The organism is Pseudomonas monachiensis, from assembly GCF_047345015.1.
In the GTDB taxonomy this organism is placed as follows: Bacteria; Pseudomonadota; Gammaproteobacteria; order Pseudomonadales; family Pseudomonadaceae; genus Aquipseudomonas; species Aquipseudomonas monachiensis.
The window spans coordinates 4,221,448-4,244,580 of the sequence record NZ_CP178857.1 but is presented as its reverse complement, the minus strand read 5'-3'; the positions used below and the strand labels follow the sequence as shown (position 1 = coordinate 4,244,580).

Annotated in this window: 16 protein-coding genes; 8 read left to right on the top strand and 8 right to left on the bottom strand. The window is 62.2% G+C overall.

Features of this window, described 5'->3' with window-relative positions; genetic code table 11:
- Nucleotides 1-87 precede the first annotated feature (87 nt).
- From ACMDB8_RS19060 to pvdM, 3 genes are read right to left on the bottom strand one after another with little or no spacing between them, the layout of a single operon-like run.
- Nucleotides 88-960, bottom strand: a complete 873-nt coding sequence (locus ACMDB8_RS19060; protein ID WP_409079179.1) for a formylglycine-generating enzyme family protein — start codon at nt 958-960, stop codon at nt 88-90.
- Nucleotides 961-976: 16 nt separating this feature from the next.
- Nucleotides 977-2,257 (bottom strand): aminotransferase class V-fold PLP-dependent enzyme, encoded by a 1,281-nt coding sequence (locus ACMDB8_RS19055; RefSeq protein WP_056722632.1) that lies wholly within the window; start codon nt 2,255-2,257, stop codon nt 977-979.
- A gap of 31 nt (nt 2,258-2,288) precedes the next feature.
- On the bottom strand, nt 2,289-3,638 hold the full coding sequence (pvdM, locus tag ACMDB8_RS19050; RefSeq protein ID WP_409079178.1) for a pyoverdine-tailoring dipeptidase-like protein PvdM: 1,350 nt from the start codon (nt 3,636-3,638) through the stop codon (nt 2,289-2,291).
- Between the two features lie 251 nt (nt 3,639-3,889).
- Here pvdM and ACMDB8_RS19045 point away from each other — a divergent pair, with 251 nt between their 5' ends.
- The gene (locus ACMDB8_RS19045) at nt 3,890-5,500 is read left to right on the top strand and encodes a hypothetical protein (RefSeq protein WP_056722629.1); all 1,611 of its coding nucleotides are present in this window, start codon (nt 3,890-3,892) and stop codon (nt 5,498-5,500) included.
- Nucleotides 5,501-5,584: 84 nt separating this feature from the next.
- Here ACMDB8_RS19045 and ACMDB8_RS19040 read toward each other — a convergent pair whose 3' ends face one another.
- The 3 genes from ACMDB8_RS19040 to ACMDB8_RS19030 are packed head-to-tail and all read right to left on the bottom strand — an operon-like array spanning nt 5,585 to nt 10,130.
- Entirely contained in the window at nt 5,585-6,976 is a 1,392-nt protein-coding gene (locus tag ACMDB8_RS19040; RefSeq protein WP_409079177.1) for an efflux transporter outer membrane subunit, read from the bottom strand.
- 7 nt (nt 6,977-6,983) lie between these two features.
- Nucleotides 6,984-8,957, bottom strand: a complete 1,974-nt coding sequence (locus tag ACMDB8_RS19035; protein WP_056722623.1) for a MacB family efflux pump subunit — start codon at nt 8,955-8,957, stop codon at nt 6,984-6,986.
- Nucleotides 8,958-10,130, bottom strand: a complete 1,173-nt coding sequence (locus ACMDB8_RS19030; protein ID WP_409079176.1) for an efflux RND transporter periplasmic adaptor subunit — start codon at nt 10,128-10,130, stop codon at nt 8,958-8,960.
- Between the two features lie 417 nt (nt 10,131-10,547).
- Here ACMDB8_RS19030 and ACMDB8_RS19025 point away from each other — a divergent pair, with 417 nt between their 5' ends.
- The 7 genes from ACMDB8_RS19025 to ACMDB8_RS18995 all read left to right on the top strand — a co-directional run bounded on the left by ACMDB8_RS19025 (nt 10,548) and on the right by ACMDB8_RS18995 (nt 21,137).
- A complete protein-coding gene (locus ACMDB8_RS19025) occupies nt 10,548-11,030 on the top strand; it encodes a sigma-70 family RNA polymerase sigma factor (RefSeq protein ID WP_056722619.1) in 483 nt (160 codons plus the stop codon).
- A gap of 133 nt (nt 11,031-11,163) precedes the next feature.
- Nucleotides 11,164-12,501: a lysine N(6)-hydroxylase/L-ornithine N(5)-oxygenase family protein gene (locus ACMDB8_RS19020; RefSeq protein WP_056722617.1), complete on the top strand. Its 1,338-nt coding sequence runs from the start codon at nt 11,164-11,166 to the stop codon at nt 12,499-12,501.
- 550 nt (nt 12,502-13,051) lie between these two features.
- A complete protein-coding gene (mgtA, locus tag ACMDB8_RS19015) occupies nt 13,052-15,766 on the top strand; it encodes a magnesium-translocating P-type ATPase (RefSeq protein ID WP_409079175.1) in 2,715 nt (904 codons plus the stop codon).
- A gap of 151 nt (nt 15,767-15,917) precedes the next feature.
- Entirely contained in the window at nt 15,918-16,634 is a 717-nt protein-coding gene (locus ACMDB8_RS19010; protein WP_223541384.1) for an MgtC/SapB family protein, read from the top strand.
- Between the two features lie 138 nt (nt 16,635-16,772).
- A complete protein-coding gene (locus ACMDB8_RS19005) occupies nt 16,773-17,174 on the top strand; it encodes a chemotaxis protein CheY (protein WP_056722610.1) in 402 nt (133 codons plus the stop codon).
- 108 nt (nt 17,175-17,282) lie between these two features.
- Nucleotides 17,283-17,909, top strand: a complete 627-nt coding sequence (locus tag ACMDB8_RS19000) for a response regulator transcription factor (protein WP_056722608.1) — start codon at nt 17,283-17,285, stop codon at nt 17,907-17,909.
- Entirely contained in the window at nt 17,910-21,137 is a 3,228-nt protein-coding gene (locus tag ACMDB8_RS18995) for a transporter substrate-binding domain-containing protein (RefSeq protein ID WP_409079174.1), read from the top strand.
- 3 nt (nt 21,138-21,140) lie between these two features.
- Here the strand turns inward: ACMDB8_RS18995 and dkgB are convergent, their stop codons facing one another.
- Both dkgB and ACMDB8_RS18985 read right to left on the bottom strand, forming a co-directional pair.
- Nucleotides 21,141-21,944, bottom strand: coding sequence for a 2,5-didehydrogluconate reductase DkgB (gene dkgB, locus ACMDB8_RS18990; protein WP_409079173.1), 804 nt, complete (start codon nt 21,942-21,944; stop codon nt 21,141-21,143).
- Nucleotides 21,945-22,199: 255 nt separating this feature from the next.
- On the bottom strand, nt 22,200-23,108 hold the full coding sequence (locus tag ACMDB8_RS18985; protein WP_409079172.1) for a LysR family transcriptional regulator: 909 nt from the start codon (nt 23,106-23,108) through the stop codon (nt 22,200-22,202).
- Nucleotides 23,109-23,133: the final 25 nt, after the last annotated feature.

The window sequence follows — 23,133 nt, the reverse complement described above, 5'->3', positions numbered from 1 at the left end:
TCAGAAAACTTGATGTTGACTGACACGACGCCTTCGCGAGCAAGTCGGATCGCCGCACCGCCGCTCCCACAAGGGTTGGGGGAGGGATTAGAGCGTGCGTACTACACGGAAACCGATCCAGTCGCCACGGGTTTGCGGGTCGATGTCATTGCGGTTGCCCGAGCGGGAAAACACAGGCGCCTCGCCCCAGTCGTTGCCACGGATGCGCAGGGTGTCGCAGTTCGGTTCGGTCCAGGCGCTGCCATCGGTGGGCGCACCGACATAGTCCGGGTGATAGCAATCGGCGATCCACTCGTAGACATTGCCGTGCATGTCGTACAGGCCGAAGGCATTCGCCGGATAGCTGCCCACGGGTGAGGAATAGCTGTAGCCATCGGTGGGGCCGTAGGTGTTGGCGTGTGTGGCGATGCTGTACTCGGTGCCGGGGTCGAACGGGAAGGGGAACGCTCCCTTTGACCCGGCACGGGCGGCGTACTCGCGCTGGGCCTCGCTGACGATGTGGTAGTGCTGGCCGGTCTTCATTGACAGCCAGGCGACGTAGGCACTGACCTCGGCGAAGTTCATGCACACCGCCGGCTGGCGTGGGTCCTGGGGGTAACTCGGTTTGCCATTGGTACATGCCCGACCGGGGCGGGTGTCGCCATCGGGCAGGGTGATTCCGGTTTCCTTCATGTATTGGGCCCATTCGCCGGCGGTGATCTGGTAGCGGCTCATGGCAAAGGATTTGTCGAACGTCACCTCATGCATCGGGCCTTCATCAGGTTCGCGGCCGACTTCGTCGTCCGGGGTGCCCATGGTGAAGGTGCCGGCGGGCAACACCACCATTTCCGGGCAGTTACGGCAATCCTTGAAGACCTTGCCGGGCAAGGGCGCGGTGTAGGCCTGGGCTAGGCCGGGCAAGGCGCTGCCGAGCACGGCCAACAGCGTCAGGGTGCCGAGTTTTTTCAGGGTGCTTTTCATAATGGTTCTCGCTCAGTCAGACCTGGTTGGCCAGCAGTTCCATCAGGCGGTCGATGTGCGCTTGGGTATTGAGTAGCCCTGGCGACACACGAATGATCGGCCCGACATCACGGTCCACGGCATCGCACACCACACGCTGATCCATCAGGTAATTGGCAACTGCCTCGCAGTCCCGGTTCTTGATGCGGAAGAAGGTGAAACCGGCGGAATACTCCGGCGACAGTGGCGTGACCAGCTCCACCGACGGGTGTGCCTGCAAGCGTTTTTTCAGGTAGCTGTTGATGGCATGAATGCGCGTCGCGACCTCGGCCTTGCCCAGTTCCAGGTGCAATTTGAAGGCCTCGGTCAGCGCCCAGCGGTGTTCGAACGAGTGGTAGCCGCCGTAGGTCATCACCGTGGAGAACTGGGTGGCTTCGGAGAAGGTCGGGATGGTCGGGGTCACGTCCTTGAGCTCGTCGGAGCGGGCGCAGATGATCCCGGTGCCCCGTGGGCCGAACATCCATTTGTGGGTGCCGGCAATGAAGAAATCGCAGTGCATGTCCGGGAAATCGACGTTCTCTACGCCGAAGCCGTGGACGCCATCGATCACGTAGAGGATGCGGTCCTTGTCGGCGCGGCCACGGTTTTTCTCTTCAACCAGTTTGCCGATCTCGCCGATGGGCAATTTCACGCCGCTGCCGGAATGCACCCAGGTCATGCCCAGGACGCGGGTTTCGGGGCGGATGTTGCGTTCAATCGCGGCCAGCACTTCGGCGGTCGAGACCTTGTACGGGTCTTCGAACAACTTGATCTTGCGAACCTGGGTGCCGTCCTTCCGGGTGCGGTATTCGAACACGCTGTTGGCGGCGTAGTGCTCGTGTTCGCTGGTGAGGATCTCCTGGTCCGGGCGCACGTGGATGCCGGCATAGATCATCGCCAGGCCTTCGGTGGTGCTGCCGGTCAGGGCGATCTGTGACGGCTTGGCCTTCAGGTAACGGCCGGCCCACACGCGCACCTCTTCTTCGCGGCGTTCGGTTTCGCCGCGATGCCAATCCATGGCCAGGCCCGGGTTGCGATCGAGGTTGGCGCGGTGCATCTCGATGGCTTCACGCACAGGCAGCGGATGCGAGGTCACCAGGAAGTTGGCGAAGTGCAGGTAATTCGGGTCTTGGGTGAAGAGTTGGCGCAACTGGTCCCATTTGTCCTTGGGCAGTGGCGCGGAGCTGGCGGCCCGTGCCGGCAGGCTCACAGCGCAGGCCAAGGGAAGGCCGGCCGCGAGGATGCCGGCCTGCTTTAAGAATGAACGACGGTTGGTCATGGATTCGGTTCGCTTTGGCAATAGATGAAAATCAGTTCTGGACCACAGGCTGGGAGGACTTCTGCACCTGGTCCCAGACCCGCAGGAAGTTGCCGCCCCAAAGCTTGGCGATGTCGGCTTCGCTGTAGCCGCGGCTGATCAGTTCGGCGGTCACGTTGCGGGCCTCGCTGACGTCTTTCCAGCCATCGAGGCCGCCGCCGTCGTTGAAGTCGGAACTGATGCCGACGTGGTCGATGCCGATTTTTTTCACTGTGTAGTCGATCGCATCGCCGTAGTCCTTGAGGGTGGCCTTGGGTTCTTCGTCGAGGATTGAATAGAGCTGGCTGGCGTACTCGCCGAAGCGCTGCTCGGGCCAGACGGTGATCACCGGGTCGCCGGGCATCAGGGCCATCTCCAGGCCTTGCAGCGGTTGCAGGTCGAAGCGGGCGCGCAGGGCGTTGAGCTTGTCCTGGGTGGCCTGGCTCAGCGGGCGGATGTAGGTCGGGAAGCCGACAATCTGCACCACGCCGCCGCTGTTCTTGATCAGCTGCATTTCCGGGTCGCTGAGGTTGCGCGGGATGTCCACCAGGGCACGCGGCGCCGAGTGGGAGGCGACCATCGGCGTGCGGCTCAGTTGCGCCACTTGCTCCAGGGCCTTGGTCGACATCTGCGACACATCGATGATCACGCCCAGGTCGTTGAGGCGATGCACCGCTTGCTTGCCGATGTCCGACAGCCCGCCCAGGGCATCCCGCGAATCGTTGAAGAACGGCAGCGGCCGCGACGAGTCGGCCCAGGCGTTGTTGCCTACGTAGCTGAAGCCGAACATGCGCATGCCGCGCGCTGCCCACTTGTCCAGGGCGTTGAGGTCGTTGCCCAGCGGGTAGGCATTGAGCATGCTGATGAACACCGCGAACTTGCCTTCGCCGTGCAGGCGACGGAAGTCGTCGGGGGTGTAGGCGATGGCCACCTGGTTGGGGAAGTCGCGCACCATGGCGCTGATGATCTTGTAGCGGGTTTCCTGCTCGTGTCGGGCCTCGTCGACGAAGCCGGCGGTAGGGCGATGGGGGGCGTTGGGGCCGTTCCAGATTTCCGGCCAGCCGAAGATCGTCAGCGCCGCCCCGGACAGACGCCCGCGCCCGGTCTTGACCAGGTCGAACTGGCCTTCGCCGTCCTTGTCGACTTCGTTGCCGGCGGTGCCGAAGTCCATGGACACGGTGATATGGCTGTCGAACGAGAGGATGCGTTCCTGCAACTGATCGGCCTGTTTCATCACCTTGACCGGGTAGCCGGGGTTGTCCCTGAACCCGTAGTCCCAAGCCGCGAAACCTGCCCCCGCGCTGATCGCCAGGGCCAGCGGCAGGCCGATGAAAAGAGCCTTTTTCGAACGTGGTTTGGTCATTGCCGTCTCAGTCAGATTCGCCGCCCCGGTGCAGGCGCAGGGGCCTTTGCTATCTGGGGGGAACGAGTGGCTGGCCATGGAATTTAGGTTGATCCCAAAAGATCGCAGCCTGCGGCAGCTCCTACATTGGATCGGCATAAACCTGTAGGAGCTGCCGAAGGCTGCGATCTTTCAAAGCACCGTAAATTCGTCGGTGCAACAAACGTTCTAGCTTGGATAAAGCCTGCTCCATGGCTGACACAGGTAGGGCAATGACGATTTCTCGACGATGGTTCCTCGCGGGCCTGGCGCTGACCGGTGCCGCCGTGCCTGCGGCGTATTACGGGCATCGCGAACTGACCAGGCCGGACCCGAGCATCACTCCCGGCGAAGCCTCGTTCGATGTGGCGGATGTCCCCGGCCAACGCTTGGCGGATACCTTGCGCGGGGTCTGGCAGATTCGTTTCGAAGGTCGTGACGCCGGTATCGAAGGCTTGCCCCTCGAAGGCCTGGAGGTGTTCCTCGACATCGGGCACAAGGGTCGCGGTTTCAGTGGTTATCTCGACACCGCCGAGCGTTTGCGCTCCAGCGAAGAGCCCCGTTACCGAGTGTTGGGCGATCTGTCCGGGGCCAACCCGAAGCAGCTGGCCTGGCGTCTGCTGGGCGCCAGTGGCTGTTGCGAATACGAATTCGAGATGACCCTGGACGAGGTCTGGGCCGGTTTCGGCAACGCCGGCAGCGGCAGCCTCAGTGGGCGGGTGCTGGATCTGAAGCGGCCGCTGATGCTGACGGCCCAGGACAATCGATTCATTGCCGTCAAACGGGTATTCCCTGAAGCCCGCGAGCGTGCTGGCCTCAACAAGGCACTGCTGGCCTGGCTGGTATCACCGGAGCATCGGCTGTTCCACCAACTCTGGCATGCCTCCCGGGACAAGTGGCACAAGCTGTCCGAAGACCAGCGCGGCGCCTTGCGCGGGCTCGGCTGGCAGCCCGGCCCTCGGGACCAGGAGCGCGATGCCCGTGGCGAGCGCAAGGATCGCAACGGTTCGGGCGTGGACTTTTTCTTCATGCACCGGCACATGCTCGGCACGGCGCGGTCGATGCAGGACCTGCCGTCCTGGACGCATTTCCCGTTGCCGCAGCCGGAACTGGCGCGGGACCGGCCTGGCTTTGCGCGTTACTTCGACAACCACGACGGCACTGCGCTGCCGCCGACCTGGCTGGCCGAGGACGATGACGAGTACACGCAATGGGTCAGCGACATCAAGACTGGCGAGACGTACCACAGCAATTTCCAGGTCTGGGAATCCCGCTACCGCGACCCGCGTTACCTGTCGACGCTGACCCTCGGCCAGTTCGGCTCGGAGGTCGAACTGGGCCTGCACGACTGGCTGCACATGCGCTGGGCTTCGGTGCCCCGTGATCCGTCGAACGGTCAGCCGGTGCCGTTCGCCCGGGATCCTTCGGACTTTTCCGCACGCTGGTTTGCAGCGGAAAACGATTTTCTCGGCGACCCGTTTTCTTCCCATGTGAGCCCGGTGTTCTGGTATTTCCACGGCTGGATCGACGACCGCCTGGAAGACTGGTTCCGCGCCCACGAGCGTTTTCATCCGGGGCAGGTCAGTCGGTTGCTGGTTAACGGTGTGCAATGGTTTGCGCCGGGACGCTGGGTCGAGATCGATGACCCCTGGCTCGGGCCAACCACCCATGGCTGCAGCACCACGCCGGGGTTGCAGGTGGGTAAGTCAGTGGAAATGGACCCGGAAACCATGAAGCTGGCGCTGCGCATCACCTTTGGCGAGGACGAGAAGAAACTGAAGGGGCTGTTCCGCAAAGTGCCGCAGCGACCGTGGTATGCGCGCAATTTGAAGGCCAAGGCATAAAGCCAAAGATCGCAGCCTGCGGCAGCTCCTACAGCTTATGCGGCGTACCTGTAGGAGCCGCCGCAGGCTGCGATCTTTTGATTCTCATATTGTCCACCCCCCACCCAACGCCTTGTATAGCGCAATACTCGCCTGCATCCGCGACAACCGCAGTTGCACATTCAAATCCTGCGCCGCATACAGCGTGCGCTGGGTCTCCAGCACCGTCAGCAAGTCCTCGGCCCCGGCCTGATAACGGCTTTGCGCGATGTTGAAGGCGGTCTGCGCCTGGCTCAGTTCTTCACTCTGCCACCCGCGCTGTTGATCCAGCCCGCGGATGCTGTTGAGGGCTTTTTCGACGTCGGCGAAGCCGTTGATGATCGCCCCGCGATAGGTCTCCAGCAGTTCTTCCTGGCGCGCCGTGGCCTTGTCGCGTTGGGCGCCGAGGCGGCCGTTGTTGAACACCGGCGCGAGCAGCCCGGCGGTGAGGTTGTAGAAGGGACTGCGCAGGATATCGTCGGCCCGGTCGGCACCGGAGCCGATTTCGGCGGTGAGGGTCACGGTCGGCAGCATCGCGGCCCGGGCGACGGTGACGTCGGCCTGGGCGGCGGCCAGTTGCGCCTCGGCCCGGGCAATGTCCGGGCGGCGACTGAGCAACTGGCTGGGTACCCCGGCGTCAATCGCCGGCCAGGTCAGTTGATCGAAGCGTTCCTGACCCAACGACAGCGCCTGAACCGGGCGGCCGAGCAGGGCGGCGAGGCTGATCCGCGCCTCTTCGGCCTGTTGCCGCACCAGCGGCAGCTGGCGTTGTTGCGCCGCCACCAGGCTTTTTTGCTGCGCCAGTTCCAGGGCCGTGGCCGAACCCGAATCGAAACGAGTCTGCACCAGTTTCAACACGCTTTGGGCATTGGCCAGGTTCAATTCGGCGATGCGGTGCTGCTCCTGCAGCGACAAGGCTTGCGCGTAGCCGTTGGCCACACCGCTGAGCAACGTCAGTTCCACCGTGGCCTGATCGAACTCGCTGGCTTGCAGACTGAATTGCGCACTGTCGCGAGTGGCACGCTGGCCCCCCCAGAAATCGATTTCGTAGCTGGCAGTCAGGTTCGCCGTGAAATAGTCGACGGCGTCGTTATCGCTGTCGGCATCAAGCTGACTGTAGCCGCTGCCGCGCAGCAGTTTCTGGCGATTGGCGTTGACCCCGGCCTTGAGCTCGGGCAGTTGCGAGCCGCCGGCAATCACCGTGTCGGCCTGGGCCTGGCGTACTCTGGCGATGGCCGCGGCCAGGTCGTAGCTGCCGAGCCGCGCCTGTTCGATCAGGCGTCCCAGTTGCGGGCTGCCGAAGCGGTTCCACCATTGCTGGTTGTCATGGACAGCGCCTGCGGTGTGTGGCGATTGCCAGGCGGCTGGCGGCTGGATGCCGCTGTCAGGGCGCTGGGGCGGGGTGCCGCAGGCACTGAGCAACAGGCACAGGGTTATCACACTGAGTGGCGGCTTCATCAATCGATCATTCACTGGTAAGGGCCGTGACCGGGTCGAGTCGGGCAGCCTTGCGGGCCGGCATATAGCCGAAAACGACACCGGTGACCAGGGCGCAGCCGAAGGCGCCCAGCACCGCTATCAGGGAGAACGCGACAGCGACTTCGCTGAAAATCAGCACGCCACCGACGATCAGCGCCAGGGCAATCCCGGTGAGGCCGCCCACCACCGAGAGCATCACCGCTTCGGTGAGGAACTGGCGCAGGATGTCGCGCTGGCGGGCACCGGTGGCCATGCGGATACCGATCTCGCGAGTCCGTTCGCGCACGGTCATGAGCATGATGTTCATCACGCCGATCCCGCCCACCAGCAGCGAGATCGCCGCAATCGAACCAAGCATCATCGACAGGGTGTTTTGCGTGCGCGCCTCGGCCTGGATCATCGCCGCGTTGTTGGTCAGTTCGAAGTCGTGCTTGCCGTCGTGCAGGCGCAGCATCAGTTGCTCGATGGCTTTTTCGGTCTCCTTGACCTTGCGCGCATCGGCGGCGGCGATGGCGATGTACTCGGGATTGTGGGTGCCGAACAGGCGCACGCTGGCGGCGGAGTAGGGGATGGCGATGCGGTCGTCGCTGTCGGTGTCACCGGAGCTGGCACCTTTTTCCGCGAGCACGCCGACCACCTGGAAGGGGACGTTTTCGATGAGGATGTACTGACCGATCGGGTTGGTCACGTCCTTGAGCAATTTGCTCCGCACCTTGTGCCCGATCACCGCGACCGCCGCGGCGTTCTGTTCATCGGCGTGGGTGAAGTAGCTGCCTTCGACCACCGGCCAGTTGAAAATCGCCGGGAAGTTGGTGTCGTTGCCGCCGACGTAGCTCAAGTGGTCGAGGTTACCAAAACGCACCCCGGCCTCTTGGCCGTTGACCGGCATGATCCGCATCACCTGGGGCAGGCTGGCAATCGCGGCGACCTCATCGAGGGTGACGATGCCCATGGGCGTGCGCGGGTTGGGCGCCGAGCCGCTGAGATAAATGATGTTGGAACCGAACGCGCCCATCTGCGCCATCACCTGGCGCTTGCTGCCTTCGCCCACGGCCAGCATCACCACCACCGAGGCCACACCGATGATGATCCCGAGCAGGGTCAGGGCGGTGCGGAACTTGTTGATCCACATCACTCGCCACGCCGCGTGCACGGCATCGACCAATTCGCCTTTCCAGGCGCCGGTGGCTTCGGCGCCTTCGCTCAGGCGTCTGCGCAAATCGACGGCTTGCAGGGCGCCGGGGTTGGCCGGGTTTTGCGCGGCGGGATTGTCCCGGGCGCTGTCGCTGATGATCTCGCCGTCGCGAATTTCGATGATGCGTTTGGCCCGGGCCGCCACTTCCCGGTCGTGGGTGATGAGGATCACCACATGGCCCTGGCTCGCCAGTTCGTCGAGCAGGGCCATGACTTCGGCGCCGCTGTGGCTGTCGAGGGCGCCGGTGGGTTCGTCGGCCAGGATGATGTGGCCGCCATTCATCAGCGCGCGGGCAATCGACACCCGTTGCTGCTGCCCGCCGGAGAGCTGGTGCGGGCGGTTGCCGGTGCGCGACGCCAGGCCGAGACGGTCGAGCAGGGCGGCGGCGCGGGCGTGGCGTTCTGCGGCGGGCAAGCCTGCGTAGATCGCCGGCATCTCGACGTTTTCCTGGGCCGAACCGGAGGGAATCAGGTGGTAGCCCTGGAACACAAACCCGAAGGCTTCACGCCGCAGCCAGGCCAGTTCGTCGCTGTCCAGGGCGGCGACGTTTTCCCCGGCGAAGCGGTATTCGCCCGAGGTCGGGCGGTCGAGGCAGCCGAGGATGTTCATCAGCGTCGACTTGCCGGAACCGGAAGCGCCGACAATCGCCACAAACTCCCCGGCATGGATCGACAGGTCGATGCCGCGCAACACATGGACTTCAGGCGCGTCGCCGCCGCCGTAGGCTTTGCGGATGTCCGAAAGGTCGATCAGGGGCGTGTGCATTCAGCCGCCACTCCCGTCGACGGGACCGATCAGCAGGTGATCGCCCTCCTGCAGGCCGTCGAGGATCTGTACCCGCAGGCGGTCGCTGATGCCGGTGCGCACGTTGCGCTGTTCGATGCTGCCATTGCTGGCGACTACTTGCGCGGTCTGCCGGTCTGATTGCGAGCCTGCCTGCAGGGCTGCGATGGGCGCGGTGAGTACGTTCTGCGCCTGATTGGCGACGAAAAATACCTGGGTGGTCATTTCCGCCATCAAGGCGTTGTCGGCGTTGTCGACGTCCAGCAACACGGTGTACAGCACCACGCGGGCACTCCCGCTTTTGCTGGTGCTGGCGGGGCTGCCGCCGCCCTGGCTGGTCTGGTCCAGGGGCTTGGGCGGGACGGGCAGGATTTGCCGCACGGTGCTAGTCCAGCGCCGGGCGCCGCCGCTCAGGGTGGTGAACCAGGCGTGCATGCCGGGTTTTACGTGGCCGATGTCGGCCTCCGAGACCTCGGCCCACACGGTCATCGGCGACAGCTTGGCGATGCGCAGGATCAGCGGCGTTTGTTGCTGGGCGTTGAGGGTCTGGCCTTCCCGGGCATCCAGCGCCACTACGGTACCGGCCATTGGCGCATAAATCCGCGTGTAGCCGAGCTCCGCCTGGTCGCTGCGCAGGCTGGCTTCGGCCTGGCGGATCTGCGCCTGGAACATGTCGACCCGTGCCTGGGTGGCGCGCAGTTCGGCCTGGGCGGTCTGCACGTCTTCTTCACGGGTGGCGCCGCCGGCGGCGAGGTTCTGTTGACGCTGGTATTTCTGCCGGGCCAGGTCGTGTTGCGCCCGCTGTTCCTGCAGCTGCGCCTTGAGGTTTTCGACGGAGAAGCGCCCGGCATCGAGTTTGGCCTGTTGCGTGGAGGGGTCGATTTCCACCAGCAACTGGCCTTCCTTGACCACATCGCCGACTTCCACATGGATCTTCTGGATCTGCCCGGATGCCTGGGCGCCGACGTCGACATAGCGCCGCGGTTGCAGGGTGCCCAGTGCCGTTACGCTGCTTTCAATGTCGGCGCGGCTGACCTGGACGGTGACCAGCCCGTCGCGGCCCGGGGGGATGAACTGCCAGGCGGCGACGGCAGCCACGGGGATCAGACAAAGTGCTGCAAGCAGGGCGCGTCGGGTCTGTCGGGGACGTTTCATGCGGGGTTCCGGCCTGGGAAAATCGGCCCGTCGTTCAGCCGCGGGACGATAGCTGAACGCTGCCGGCAGGGCCGGACAGGGACGGGGAGCTGTCCTGTAAACGATGAACCCGACGGGAAATTTAACCGGCGACACAAGGTGTAACACCTGTAGGAGCTGCCGAAGGCTGCGATCTTTTGATTTTCGACGTAGCTGAAAACGCTAAAGATCGCAGCCTGCGGCAGCTCCTACCCTCAGAGCGGTGCACAGCCGCTAGACCATGACTATTTATCGGGCAAGTCGAAGCAGTACTTTAAATCTATATGAGAATTACTATAAATTACGCGACTCGAACTGCCACTATCGTGCCACTGTGTGATTCAGCAGTCGCCGAAAGGGCTCAAGGACAGAAACCGCACCCCCGTGCGGACGGGAGTCATGTTGGAAAACTACTATCGCGAACTGGTGTGTTTCCTGAACGCCAGGCTGGGCAACCGTCAGGTGGCCGAAGATGTGGTGCATGACGCTTATCTGCGGGTCCTGGAGCGTTCCAGTGATACGCCGATCGAGCAGCCCCGGGCATTCCTTTATCGCACCGCCCTGAACCTGGTCATCGACGACCATCGACGCAACACCCTGCGACAGGCCGAACCCCTGGACGTACTCGACAACGAAGAGCGCTATTTCACCCCTTCGCCGCTAAACGTGCTCGATCATGGCCAGCGCCTGGAAATGCTCCAGAGTGCCCTGGCGGAGTTGCCGAGGTTGTGCCGCGAGAGTTTCCTGCTGCGCAAGATCGAAGGCCTGTCCCATCCGCAGATTGCCGAGCAACTGGGCATTTCCCGGGCAATGGTCGAGAAGCACATCGTCAACGCCATGAAGCATTGCCGTATACGGATGCGACAGTGGGACGCCCAGTGATCCCGCGCGGTTAAATTTTTTTTCACGGTCCTCGTTCCTACTCAACAGACGACCTGTTGTGCGGCCCTTGGCGGGTCAGGTCACTTAGGTTCAATGCCCCGTCTTTGAGGGGAACATCCAGAGGACACTGGACATGACACAGGCAATTGCTTCGCCCCTCGTTCACGACCTGATCGGCGTCGGTTTCGGCCCGTCGAACCTGGCACTGGCCATCGCGCTGCAAGAGCGCGGGGCGAGCCAGGGCAACCTGGATGTGCTGTTCCTCGACAAGCAGGCCGACTACCGTTGGCACGGCAACACCCTGGTGACCCAGAGCGAGTTGCAGATTTCCTTTCTCAAGGACCTGGTGACCCTGCGCAATCCGACCAGCCCTTACTCGTTCGTCAATTACCTCAAGGCCCACGGGCGCCTGGTGGACTTCATCAACCTGGGCACCTTCTATCCGTGCCGCATGGAGTACAACGACTACCTGCGCTGGGTTGCCGGGCAGTTCATCGCGCAAAGCCGCTACGGCGAAGAAGTGCTGACCATCGAGCCGGTGCTGCACAACCATCAGGTCGAGGCGTTGCGGGTGATTTCCCGCGATGCGAGCGGGCATCAACAGGTGCGCACCACCCGTTCGGTGGTGGTCAGCACCGGTGGCACGCCACGCATTCCCGAGGTGTTCAAGGCACTCAAGGATGACGGCCGGGTGTTCCATCACTCCCAGTATCTGGCGCAGATGGCCAGGCAGCCGTGCGTGGACAACCGGCCGATGAGCATCGCGATCATCGGTGGCGGGCAAAGCGCGGCAGAGGCCTTCATCGATTTGAACGACAGCTTCCCGTCGGTGCAAGTGGACATGATCCTGCGCGGCTCGGCACTCAAGCCGGCTGACGACAGCCCCTTCGTCAATGAAGTGTTCTCACCGGAGTTCACCGACCTGGTGTTCCAGCAGCCCGACAGCGAGCGCGAACGACTGGTCAACGAGTACCACAACACCAACTACTCGGTAGTGGACATCGACCTGATCGAGCGCATCTACGGCATCTTCTATCGGCAGAAAGTCTCGGGCATCGCCCGTCATGCGTTCCACACCCTGACCACTATCGAAAAGGCCACCGCCAACGAGCGGGGCATTGAACTGGTGTTGCGCAACAACGCCACCGGCGAAGTCTCGGTGCGTCACTACGACGCCGTGGTGCTGGCCACCGGTTACGAGCGGCAGATGCACCGCAAGCTGCTGGCACCGCTGCAAGAGTACCTGGGGGATTTCGAGGTCGATCGCAACTACAAGCTGATCACCGATGAACGCTGCAAGGCCGGCCTCTACATGCAGGGGTTTTGCCAGGCCAGCCATGGGTTGAGCGACACCTTGCTGTCGATCCTGCCGATTCGTGCCGATGAAATTGCCGGCTCGTTGTATGAGCATGGCAAGCATCGCGGGCATGGGCGGGCGGTGGTGGATTTGTTGTTGGCGACGGCGAGCTGATATCGAGTTGACCGTCAAAAGATCGCAGCCTCCGGCAGCTCCTACATTGGGATGGCGTACACCCGTAGGAGCTGCCGAAGGCTGCGATCTTTTGATGAGGACTCCAATCCTGAACCCTACCTGAAGAACCCCGCGATTCCCCCTGCAAGGTTTTGTAACGGGTTTACTCCCCAAACATCGGGGCGTAAGCTTCGCGCGTTTTCATCCATTACGGAGACCCACAGTGGGTACTTGTTCGAGTGACAGTTGTCGGCCGGTCTCGGTAACCGGCATTTTCTCGGCAAGATAACGCGCAGTCTCCTGTGCCGTTGTCTCGCCGACAAGCGAGCAGCGGCATCCCGATCATGGCCAGTCCCGGCCGTGTCCAGACGTCCCTCTCATCGACGCTGAACAGTGCGTGGTTTCGACTTTTTTGTCGTGGCCGCCGCTCTATCGACACGCCTGTCATTCGTGACCGGCGTGCCAGGCCTTGCTTTGCCGGTAGTTCCGGCGGCAGCGGCGTGGACTTGCCTGCTCGACGGTTTCCCGGCTGACCAAAGGGGCTCCAGCCATGAAACTTACCCTCAAGGAATTCTTCGCAGGTTTCCTGCGTACCCGCCACATCGCCCGGCACTTCCGTCGCCTGGCGTTGCTGGAAACCTTCACCGACACCACGGTCAGCCGTGAAGTCCCACCCACCCTGGCGCAAACCCTGGTGGCCGCTGCCGGTAGCGACACCGGTCAATTGCTCAACACCCTGGGCAGTCACACCGACGGCTTGAGCGAACTCGAAGCCGATGCCCTGCGCGAGCAATTCGGCCTCAATGAAGTCGAGCACGAACAACCGCTGCCGTGGTGGACGCACCTGTGGCACTGCTACAAGAATCCGTTCAACCTGCTGCTGACCTTGCTGGCGGTCATCTCCTGGCTGACCGAAGACCTGAAAGCCGCCGTCGTGATTTTCTCCATGGTAGTGCTCTCGACCTTGCTGCGTTTCTGGCAGGAAACCAAATCCAACCAGGCTGCCGATGCCCTCAAGGCCATGGTCAGCAACACCGCTACGGTGATGCGCCGGGACCTTGAGGACCGTGGCGCGCAGCGCATCGAATTGCCGATCAGGCAACTGGTGCCGGGCGACCTGATCGTGCTGTCGGCCGGTGACATGATTCCCGCCGATTGCCGGGTGCTCAGCGCCAAGGACCTGTTCGTCAGCCAGGCGGCCATGACCGGTGAATCGATGCCGGTGGAAAAATTTTCCCGCCAGCAGGATCGCGACACGCGCAATCCGCTGGACCTGGACAACATCCTGTTCATGGGCACCAACGTGGTGTCCGGCACGGCCATGGCGGTGATACTCACCACGGGCAACAGCACCTATTTCGGTGCCTTGGCCCAGCGCGTCGGCGCCACTGACAGGGCGCCGACTTCGTTCCAGACCGGGGTCAACAAAGTCAGCTGGCTGCTGATCCGCTTCATGTTCGTGATGGCGCCGCTGGTGTTGTTCATCAACGGTTTCACCAAGGGCGACTGGACCGAAGCGCTGCTGTTCGCGCTGTCGATTGCCGTGGGCCTGACCCCGGAAATGCTGCCGATGATCGTCACCTCGACCCTGGCCAAGGGCGCGGTGTTCCTGTCGCGCAAGAAAGTCATCGTCAAACGCCTCGACGCCATCCAGAACTTCGGCGCCATGGACGTGCTGTGTACCGACAAGACCGGCACCCTGACCCAGGACAAGATCTTCCTGGCGCACAACGTCGACGTCTGGGGCAACGCCTGCGATGACGTGCTGGAAATGGCCTACCTCAACAGTTACTACCAGACCGGCCTGAAAAACCTGCTGGATGTGGCGGTGCTCGAACACGTCGAGATCCACCGTGAGCTGAAAGTCGGCACGGCGTTTCGCAAGGTCGACGAGATCCCATTCGACTTCACCCGCCGGCGCATGTCGGTGGTGGTCGCCGAGCGCGATCAGCCGCACTTGCTGATCTGCAAGGGGGCTGTGGAAGAGGTGCTGGCGGTGTGCTCGCGTGTGCGCCATGGCGAAGTCGATGAAGCCTTGACCGAAGAACTGCTGGCGCGAATCCGTCAGGTCACGGCCACCTTCAACGCCGAAGGCTTGCGGGTGGTGGCGGTGGCGGCACGGCCAATGGTCGAAAGGCGCGACACCTACAGCCTGGCCGATGAACAGGCACTGACGCTGATCGGTTACGTGGCGTTTCTCGATCCGCCGAAAGAAAGCACCGCGCCCGCCCTCAAGGCCCTGGCCGCCCATGGCGTGGCGGTGAAAGTGCTGACCGGCGACAACGAACTGGTGACGGCGAAGATCTGCCGCGAAGTCGGCCTGGAACAGCAAGGCCTGCTGATGGGCAACGACATCGAACGCATGAGCGATGCCGAGCTGGCGAAGGCGGTGGAGACCACCAACGTCTTCGCCAGGCTGACGCCATCCCACAAGGAGCGCATCGTCCGGCTACTCAAGGGCAACGGCCATGTGGTCGGTTTCATGGGCGACGGCATCAATGACGCCCCGGCCCTGCGCACCGCCGACATCGGTATTTCCGTGGACAGCGCGGTGGACATCGCCAAGGAAGCGGCCGACATCATCCTGCTGGAAAAAAGCCTGATGGTGCTGGAGGAGGGCGTGCTGGAAGGGCGCCGGACCTTCGCCAATATGCTCAAGTACATCAAGATGACCGCCAGTTCGAACTTCGGCAACGTGTTCTCGGTGCTGGTGGCCAGTGCGTTCATCCCGTTCCTGCCGATGCTGCCGATGCACCTGCTGGTGCAGAACCTGCTCTATGACATTTCGCAGATCGCCATCCCGTTCGATAACGTCGATGAGGAAATGCTCAAGCAACCGCAGCGCTGGCAGCCGGCGGATGTCGGGCGCTTCATGCTGTTTTTCGGACCGATCAGCTCGATCTTCGACATCACCACGTTCGCCTTGATGTGGTACGTGTTCGATGCCAACACCCCAGATCACCAGACCCTGTTCCAGTCCGGCTGGTTCGTGGTCGGGCTGCTGACCCAGACCCTGATCGTGCACATGATCCGCACGCCGAAGATCCCGTTCCTGCAAAGCCGCGCGGCCATGCCCTTGCTGGTGATGACCGGATTGATCATGGCCGTGGGGATTTTCCTGCCGATGGGACCGCTGGCCCATTACTTCAAATTGCAGGCGTTGCCGTCGCTGTACTTCGTGTTCCTGCCGGTGATCCTGCTGGCGTACATGGCGCTGACCCAGGCGGTGAAGGGGTTCTACATCCGCCGGTTTGGCTGGCAATAAGGCCGCGAGGCTGGCCCGTCAACGCAACCCCTGTGGGAGCGAGCTTGCTCGCGATGACTGAGTGTCAGTCGATATCCATGTCAACTGATACACCGCTATCGCGAGCAAGCTCGCTCCCACAGGGGATCGTGTGTTTTTCAAGGGATTCATCATGCAAGCACTCAACAACCTCAACCTGAGCTCCCTGCTCGACACCCTGGTCAGCCTCGGCGCGGCCTTCATCCTCGGCGGCCTGATCGGTTTCGAACGCCAGTACCGGCAGCGCACCGCCGGCCTGCGCACCAATGTGCTGGTGGCGGTGGGCGCGGCAATTTTCGTCGACATGGCCACCCGGCTAGGCGGTGCCGAAGGCGCCGTGCGGGTCGTAGCCTACGTGGTTTCCGGCATCGGCTTTCTCGGTGCCGGGGTGATCATGCGCGAAGAGGGCAATGTGCGCGGCCTCAATACCGCCGCCACGCTCTGGACCTCGGCGGCGGTCGGTGCCTGCGCCGGCGCCGACCTGCTGGCCGAGGCGCTGCTTGGCACCTTGTTCGTGCTGGCGGCAAACACGCTGCTGCGGCCGATCGTCAACAACATCAACCGTCAGCCGCTGGATGTGATTTCGGCGGAAGTCACCAACATCGTCTATGTCATTGCCCGGCGTACGCAGCAGAAAACCGTGCTGGCCTTGCTCGAAGCCGAGCTTGCGCGCTGCAACTATCCGGCCAGCGATGTCGACGTGCATGCCTTCGGTACGGATGAAATTGAAATCGAAGCCACCCTGGCGACCACCTCGGTCGATGGTGATGAGCTGGATGAGCTGGTGGCACGGATTTCGGCCTCGTCCCTGGTGGTGCAGGCGTTCTGGAGTCCGAGTACCACGGAGTAAAGGTCAGGGGGTGCGATTGCGTTTCTCTGGCAGAGTCAGATTAACCGGAACTTATTTAGGAAAATTCCTACATAAACCTAGGAAGGTCTTCCGTAGGCTTTGCGACCTCTTGAAACCGACATCCTTTTGGAGGTCACCATGCCGAACAAATCCTTGCGCATCCTGATCGCCGATGCGCAGCACTTCAACCGTCTGCGGATCGAGCGGCTGCTCAATCAGCTCGGCTACTTTCGCGTGGCACCGGTGCAGAGTCTCGAAGAGCTCCTTCCTCTGGTGGAGTACGGTTGCGAACCTCTGGACCTGGTGCTCATCAATGGAGCGATGGCCAGTGAAGGGCTGGACTTGTTGAATTTCTTTGTCGACAACCCGCAGGTAAATCACGCGTTTATCTTCAATGAACGGCAGGCGTCGTTGCCGTCAGGCGTGGGCAACGTCCAGGTCAGCCAGGCCGCCCTGCCTGACCTGGCGTGCATTACGCAGTTGATGAGCGTCGTCAATCGTCGGCTACCGTTCGTCGGAACTGTCATTTCTGTCAGGTAGTTCTTTCCAGCCTTCCATGCAAAAGTCTATGCGCAGCATTGTGCCCAACCGCTGCGGCGCCTGGAGGGCATTTTTTGCCCGATCGTGTTGTTTTGCACGGGAGTTGTCATGAAGTCAGCACTGATTGTGGAAGATCATCCGGTGGTTCGCTCCATGATCAAACTCGTACTCAAGGGGGAAGGGTTCAAGCAAGTATATGAAGCCTCCCGTGGCGATGAGGTCCTGGCGTTGGTCCGGGAGCATCAGCCGGATGTCGTGCTGCTTGATCTGGGCCTTCCTGGTGTGGCGGGGCTTGAGGTGATGGACCGAATCAAGGCCGAAAACACGCGATGTCGCGTGGTGGTGTTCACTTCACTGGAGGCCCAGTTCTATCAGGACCGCTGCATGCGTGCCGGGGCTGTTGCCTATGTTTCCAAGAGCAAGGACCTGGATGACTTGAAGGCGGCGGTGAATTCCGTGATGGCCGGCTACACCTATTTCGCCCAGATCCCCTCGAGCTCCGTGTCGATGGGGGAGTTGCAACGCAGCGAAAAGCAGTTGATCGAAAAGCTCTCCAATCGTGAGTTGACCATTTTGCAGTACCTGGCCCGGGGTTCGAAAAACCTGGAAATCGCCGAGATCATGCACCTGAGCTACAAGACCGTCAGTACCTACAAGACCCGACTCACCCTCAAGCTCAATATGAACTCGTCGGTGCACTTGAGGGATTTCGCCCTGCGCAATCATCTGATCTGAATGAACGCACTCCGAGGACTGGCAGGTGGGGTGTTGATTGGCCTTCTTCTTTGGGCATCGACGGCCTGTGCGCAACAGTCGTTGACCCTGTTGGGGCGCTCGAGTGTCGAAGGCCTGAGCGTCAGATTGTCGCAAACCGAGTTGCGCTGGCTGCAGCAAAAGGGCCGATTGGTGCTGGCCGTCTCGGCGCCGGACTATCCCCCCTTCGAGTTCAACACGGCGGGCAAGGTGTTCGAAGGCGTGACCGCCGATTACGCCGGGTTGCTCGAACAATTGTTGAACGTCGTCATCGAGGTCCGGCGTTATCCGTCGCGCGCCGACGCGGTGCAGGCGATCAAGGAGGGGCGGGCAGACCTGTTGGGAACGGCCAATCGGTTTGAAGCCGAAGATCCACAGCTGCAGATGTCCAGTGCCTATGCGGTCGATCAACCGGTGCTGGTCACCCGCACCGATTTCCCTCCGGTGCTCGACCCGACACTGGCCGGCAAGCGGCTGGTGATGCTGTATCACTACCTGCCCGAATACAGCGTGCAACAGTTCTATTCCAGGGCGCAGGTCCAGTTGTTTCCCTCGACACTGGCGGCAATGGGCGCCGTGGCGTACGGTCAGGCCGATGTCTACCTGGGGGATGCGATCAATGCCCATTACCTGATCAGCAAGAATTATCTGGATAATGTGCGACTGACGGACTTCTCGCCCATGGAGTCCGGGCGTTTTGCCTTTGCGATGGACCGCGACAACGATTCGCTGTTGCGCATCGTCAACAAGGCGCTTGCGGCCATCAGCACCAATGAGCAAATGAACATCCTGCGCCGTTGGGGGGCAAACGAGGTGTCTATCCCCGGTACCCAGTCCTTGCAATTGAGCGTGGCCGAACAGCGCTGGCTTGAGCGCCACCCGCGGGTGAAGGTCGCGATCAACGAAAATATCCCGCCCATTTCATTTATCGACAGCGAAGGCAGGTTTCGCGGGATTGGCATCGATGTGCTGGCGAAAATCAGTTTGCGCACCGGCTTGCAATTTGACATTCAGGGCATGAAGTCGGTGGCCCAGATGATGACCGCCATCAAGAGCGGGCAAATCGATGTGCTGGCCGGTATCGGCCTCAGTTCCCAGCGTGAAGATGAGTTGCTGTTCACCCGCGCGTTCCTGAGCAGCCCTTCGGTGCTGGTGACCCGCGTTGACACGGAAAGCCCCAGGACGCTGGATGATATGGCAGGGCGACCCCTGGCACTGACCCAGGGCAACATTGTTGGCGAGTACCTTCGCCAGCATTACCCGTTGATCCAGCTGGTGGATGCGCCCCTGTCGACGGACGCCATGGAAATGGTCGACCAAGGCAAGTCCCAGGGCGGCATCAACTCCTTGATCAGCGCCCGTTACCTGATTTCCCGGCAGTATCGCGATCGCCTGCAAGTGACCAGCACCGTGGGCACCGACCCTGCACGAAGCACCCTGGCGACCAGTCGCGGGGCCACCGAGCTGCATTCGATCCTGGACAAGGCGCTGTTGAGCATCCCTCCCGAAGAAATTGACGAGCTGACCCAGCCCTGGCGCTATGACGCGATGGTCGAGCAGAGTTACTGGCTGCGACACCGGCAGGCGATCGTGCAGGCATTTGCGGTGGCGGGTGTCTTGCTGTTGCTCGCGTTGGCGGGGATTGTCTGGCAGCGTCGGCAGATTCGCCAGCGTCAGCAATTGCTCGGGCAATTGCAGGAAGCCAAGGACGCGGCGGACGACGCCAACCGGGCCAAGACCACGTTCCTGGCCACCATGAGCCATGAAATCCGCACGCCGATGAACGCGCTGATCGGCATGCTCGAACTGGCGCTGAAGCGGGCCGATGAAGGGGAGACCGACCGCGCCGCCATTGAGGTGGCGTCCAACGCCGGGCAACAATTGCTGGATTTGATCGGTGACATTCTGGACGTTGCCAGGATCGAATCCGGGCATTTGTCGCTGGCGCCGGAGCGGGTCAATCTGCAGTTGCTGGTGACTTCGGTCTGCCGGGTTTTTGAAGGGCTGGCGGTGCAGAAGAATCTGCAGTGGCGGGTCGAGCTCGACGAACACAGTGACCGTGACGTGATGCTCGACCCCACGCGCTTCAAACAGGTGTTGTCCAATCTGTTGAGCAACGCGATCAAGTTCACCCGGGAAGGCCAGGTAAGCCTGACGCTGCGAGTGCGACCTCAAGCCCCGGCGCACCTCGCCGTCAGCGTACGCATCGAAGACAGCGGCATCGGCATCAGCGCTTTCGACCAGCAACGTCTGTTCAGCCCGTTTGTGCAGGCAGACAACAACCAGCAGAGCGCCCGGCAAGGTTCCGGCCTGGGGCTGGTGATCAGTCGTACTCTGTGCGAAATGATGGGCGGCCGGTTGCAACTCGACAGTGAGCTCGGGCGCGGGACTCGGGTGGACATCAGCCTGGTGCTGCCTGTCCTGCAAGCGTTACCCGCGGGGGGCAAGCCCCTGGATTCGGCGCAGCTGACGACCCGGCCGTTGTCGATTCTGGTGGTCGACGATTATCCGGCCAATCGCCTGTTGCTCTCGCGGCAGCTGAGCTATCTCGGCCATCGCGTAGTGCTGGCCGAAGACGGGGCGCAGGGGCTTGAACAGTGGCGCGGGCAAGGGTTCGATCTGGTCATCACCGACTGCAACATGCCGCGGCTCAGTGGTTACGAATTGGCGGGTGCGATACGTGAGCAAGAGCGGGTGCAGGGGCTGTCATCAACGTCGATTCTGGGCTTTACCGCCAATGCGCAGGCCGAGGAGAAGGCCCGATGCCAGGCGGCGGGCATGGACGATTGCCTGTTCAAGCCCATTCGCCTGGTGGATTTGCAGGCGTGGCTGGCCCAGCGGTTTTCCAGCGCACCCTCAACGGCTACCGACGACCATGGCGTCTGCGAGTTTGACTTGAGCGGACTGGAACGCTACGCGGATGCGGACCGTGAGCTGATCGATCAACTGTTGCACGATCTGGCGCTGTCCAACCGCGAGGACCGCGTGCATTTGCTCGCCTTGCACACCGGCGGCAATCGCCCGGGCTTGCAGGAACTGGCACACCGGATCAAGGGTGGAGCGCTGATGGTGCGAGCCCACGCCCTGGTCGAGTGTTGCGAACAACTGGAGCAGGCGTGCAACGACGGCCGCGCGGCAATGATCGACGACGCCGTCGACCGGTTGCAGCAGGCCATGGCCCGCCTGGACCGGCGTCTGGAGCAGGATTGAGGCTCAATCCCAGTTCGGTGCGATGCCTTTCGGGCTGGTCAAGCGGTGGCCGCGATCCAGCGATGCGATCAGGGCCATGTCGGCCTCGCTCAAGGTCAGTTTGCGAGCCTTCAAGTTGCTTTCAAGGTTGGCCCGGCGCGTGGACGACGGGATTACCGCGTAACCCGATTGCATGGCCCAGGCCAGGGTGACCTGCGCCGGAGTCGCGTGCAGGCGTTCGGCAATCTGCTGGATGAGCGGATCCTTCAGGACTTCACCGTAAGCCAGGGTCATGTATGAGGTGATGCCGATGCCCTGGCTGCGTGCGAACTCGACGATTTTGCGGTTTTGCAGGTAGGGGTGCAGTTCGATCTGGTGGGTGGCGATGTGCTCGGCACCGATGGCCGCGACTGCCTGTTTCATCAGGTCGATGGTGAAGTTGGAAACGCCGATCTGCCGGGTCAGGCCCAGGCGTTTGGCCTCGAGCAGGGCGCCCATGAATTCTGCGACCGGCACCTGATCGTCCGGCGACGGCCAGTGGATCAGGGTCAGGTCCAGGTAGTCGGTCTGCAGTTTGCGCAGGCTTTCTTTCAGGCTGTCGATCAGGCGATCACCGGCCAGGTTGGCGACCCAGATCTTGCTGGTGATGAACAGCTCTTCCCGGGCGATAGCGCTGGCGACGATAGCCTCGCCGACTTCAGCTTCGTTCTCGTAGATTTGTGCGGTATCGATCACCCGGTAGCCGAGCGCCAGGGCGGTGCTCACCGAATCGATGACCACCTGGCCTTGCAAGCGAAAGGTACCCAGGCCGAAGGCGGGAATGGACATTGATGACTCCAGGGGTTGCAGTGGGAATGGGCGGCAGTATCCGCGCCTGCATCCGTGAGAAAAACCGCTGGAGCGGCAAAGCAATGTTTACCGCAAGTCATGAATTGGGGGCAGGAAGATGTGTTGATGGTGTCTGGTCCGACGCCATCGCGAGCAAGCTCGCTCCCACATTGGATCTATTTGCACCACAAATCCCCTGTGGGAGCGAGCTTGCTCGCGATAGCCATCACTCGGTCCAAAGCCTTACCCCCGACCCTAAGCAATATCACTACGACTGAACTCCTCCCCGAGAAAATCGATCAACGTGCGCACCGAAGGCAGCAAGCCCCGGCGCGAGGGGAAGATCGCATGGATGACACCGCTCTTCGGTGCCCAGCCGGGCACCAGTTCCACCAGTTGCCCGGCGGCGATTTCATCGCGCACCACCACACTGGGCAGGTGCACGATGCCGATCCCGGCGAGTGCCGCGTGGCGCAAGGCCAACAGGTCATCGGTGACCATGCGCGGGGCATGCCGGATTATCGCGGTACTGCCGTCGGCCCCGAACAGTTCCCACTGATATTCGCGCTGCGCCGCGCCCCAGTGCAGGCTCGGCAAGCCGCTGAGGTCGGCCGGGGAAGCCGGCGTCGACAGGCGCGATAAAAAGGCCGGGCTGCCGACCACGCTCTGGGTGCTGTTGCCCAGCACTTTCATCACCATGTCGGTGTTTTCCAGCGGCGGAAAGCGTACCCGCAGGGCAATGTCGAAGCCTTCGTGAATCAGGTCGACGCGGCGATTGGTGCTCTCGATGAACAATTCCACCAAGGGGTACTTGAGCATATAGCGGGTCAGCATCGGCCCGACCCAGGAATTGAGCAGCGCCGTCGGGCAACTGACACGCACCAGGCCCTGGGGCTCTGAGCGATTGCGCTCGATCAGTTCGGCAGCGCTTTCCGCCTCCACCCGCATGGCCAGGCAGCGCTGGTAATAGGCCTGGCCGATTTCCGTCAACGAGCAATGCCGGCTGGTGCGGTGCAGCAGGCGCACGCCGAGGCGTTCTTCAAGCTCGGCGATACGTCGACTGAGCTTGGACTTGGGCATGTCGAGTGCCCGGCCGGCCGCGGCAAAACCGTGATGCTCCACCACCTGGGTGAAGTAGTAGAGGGTGTTGAGGTCTTCCACCATCGTTCTCCAAATAGAACGCTAAAGC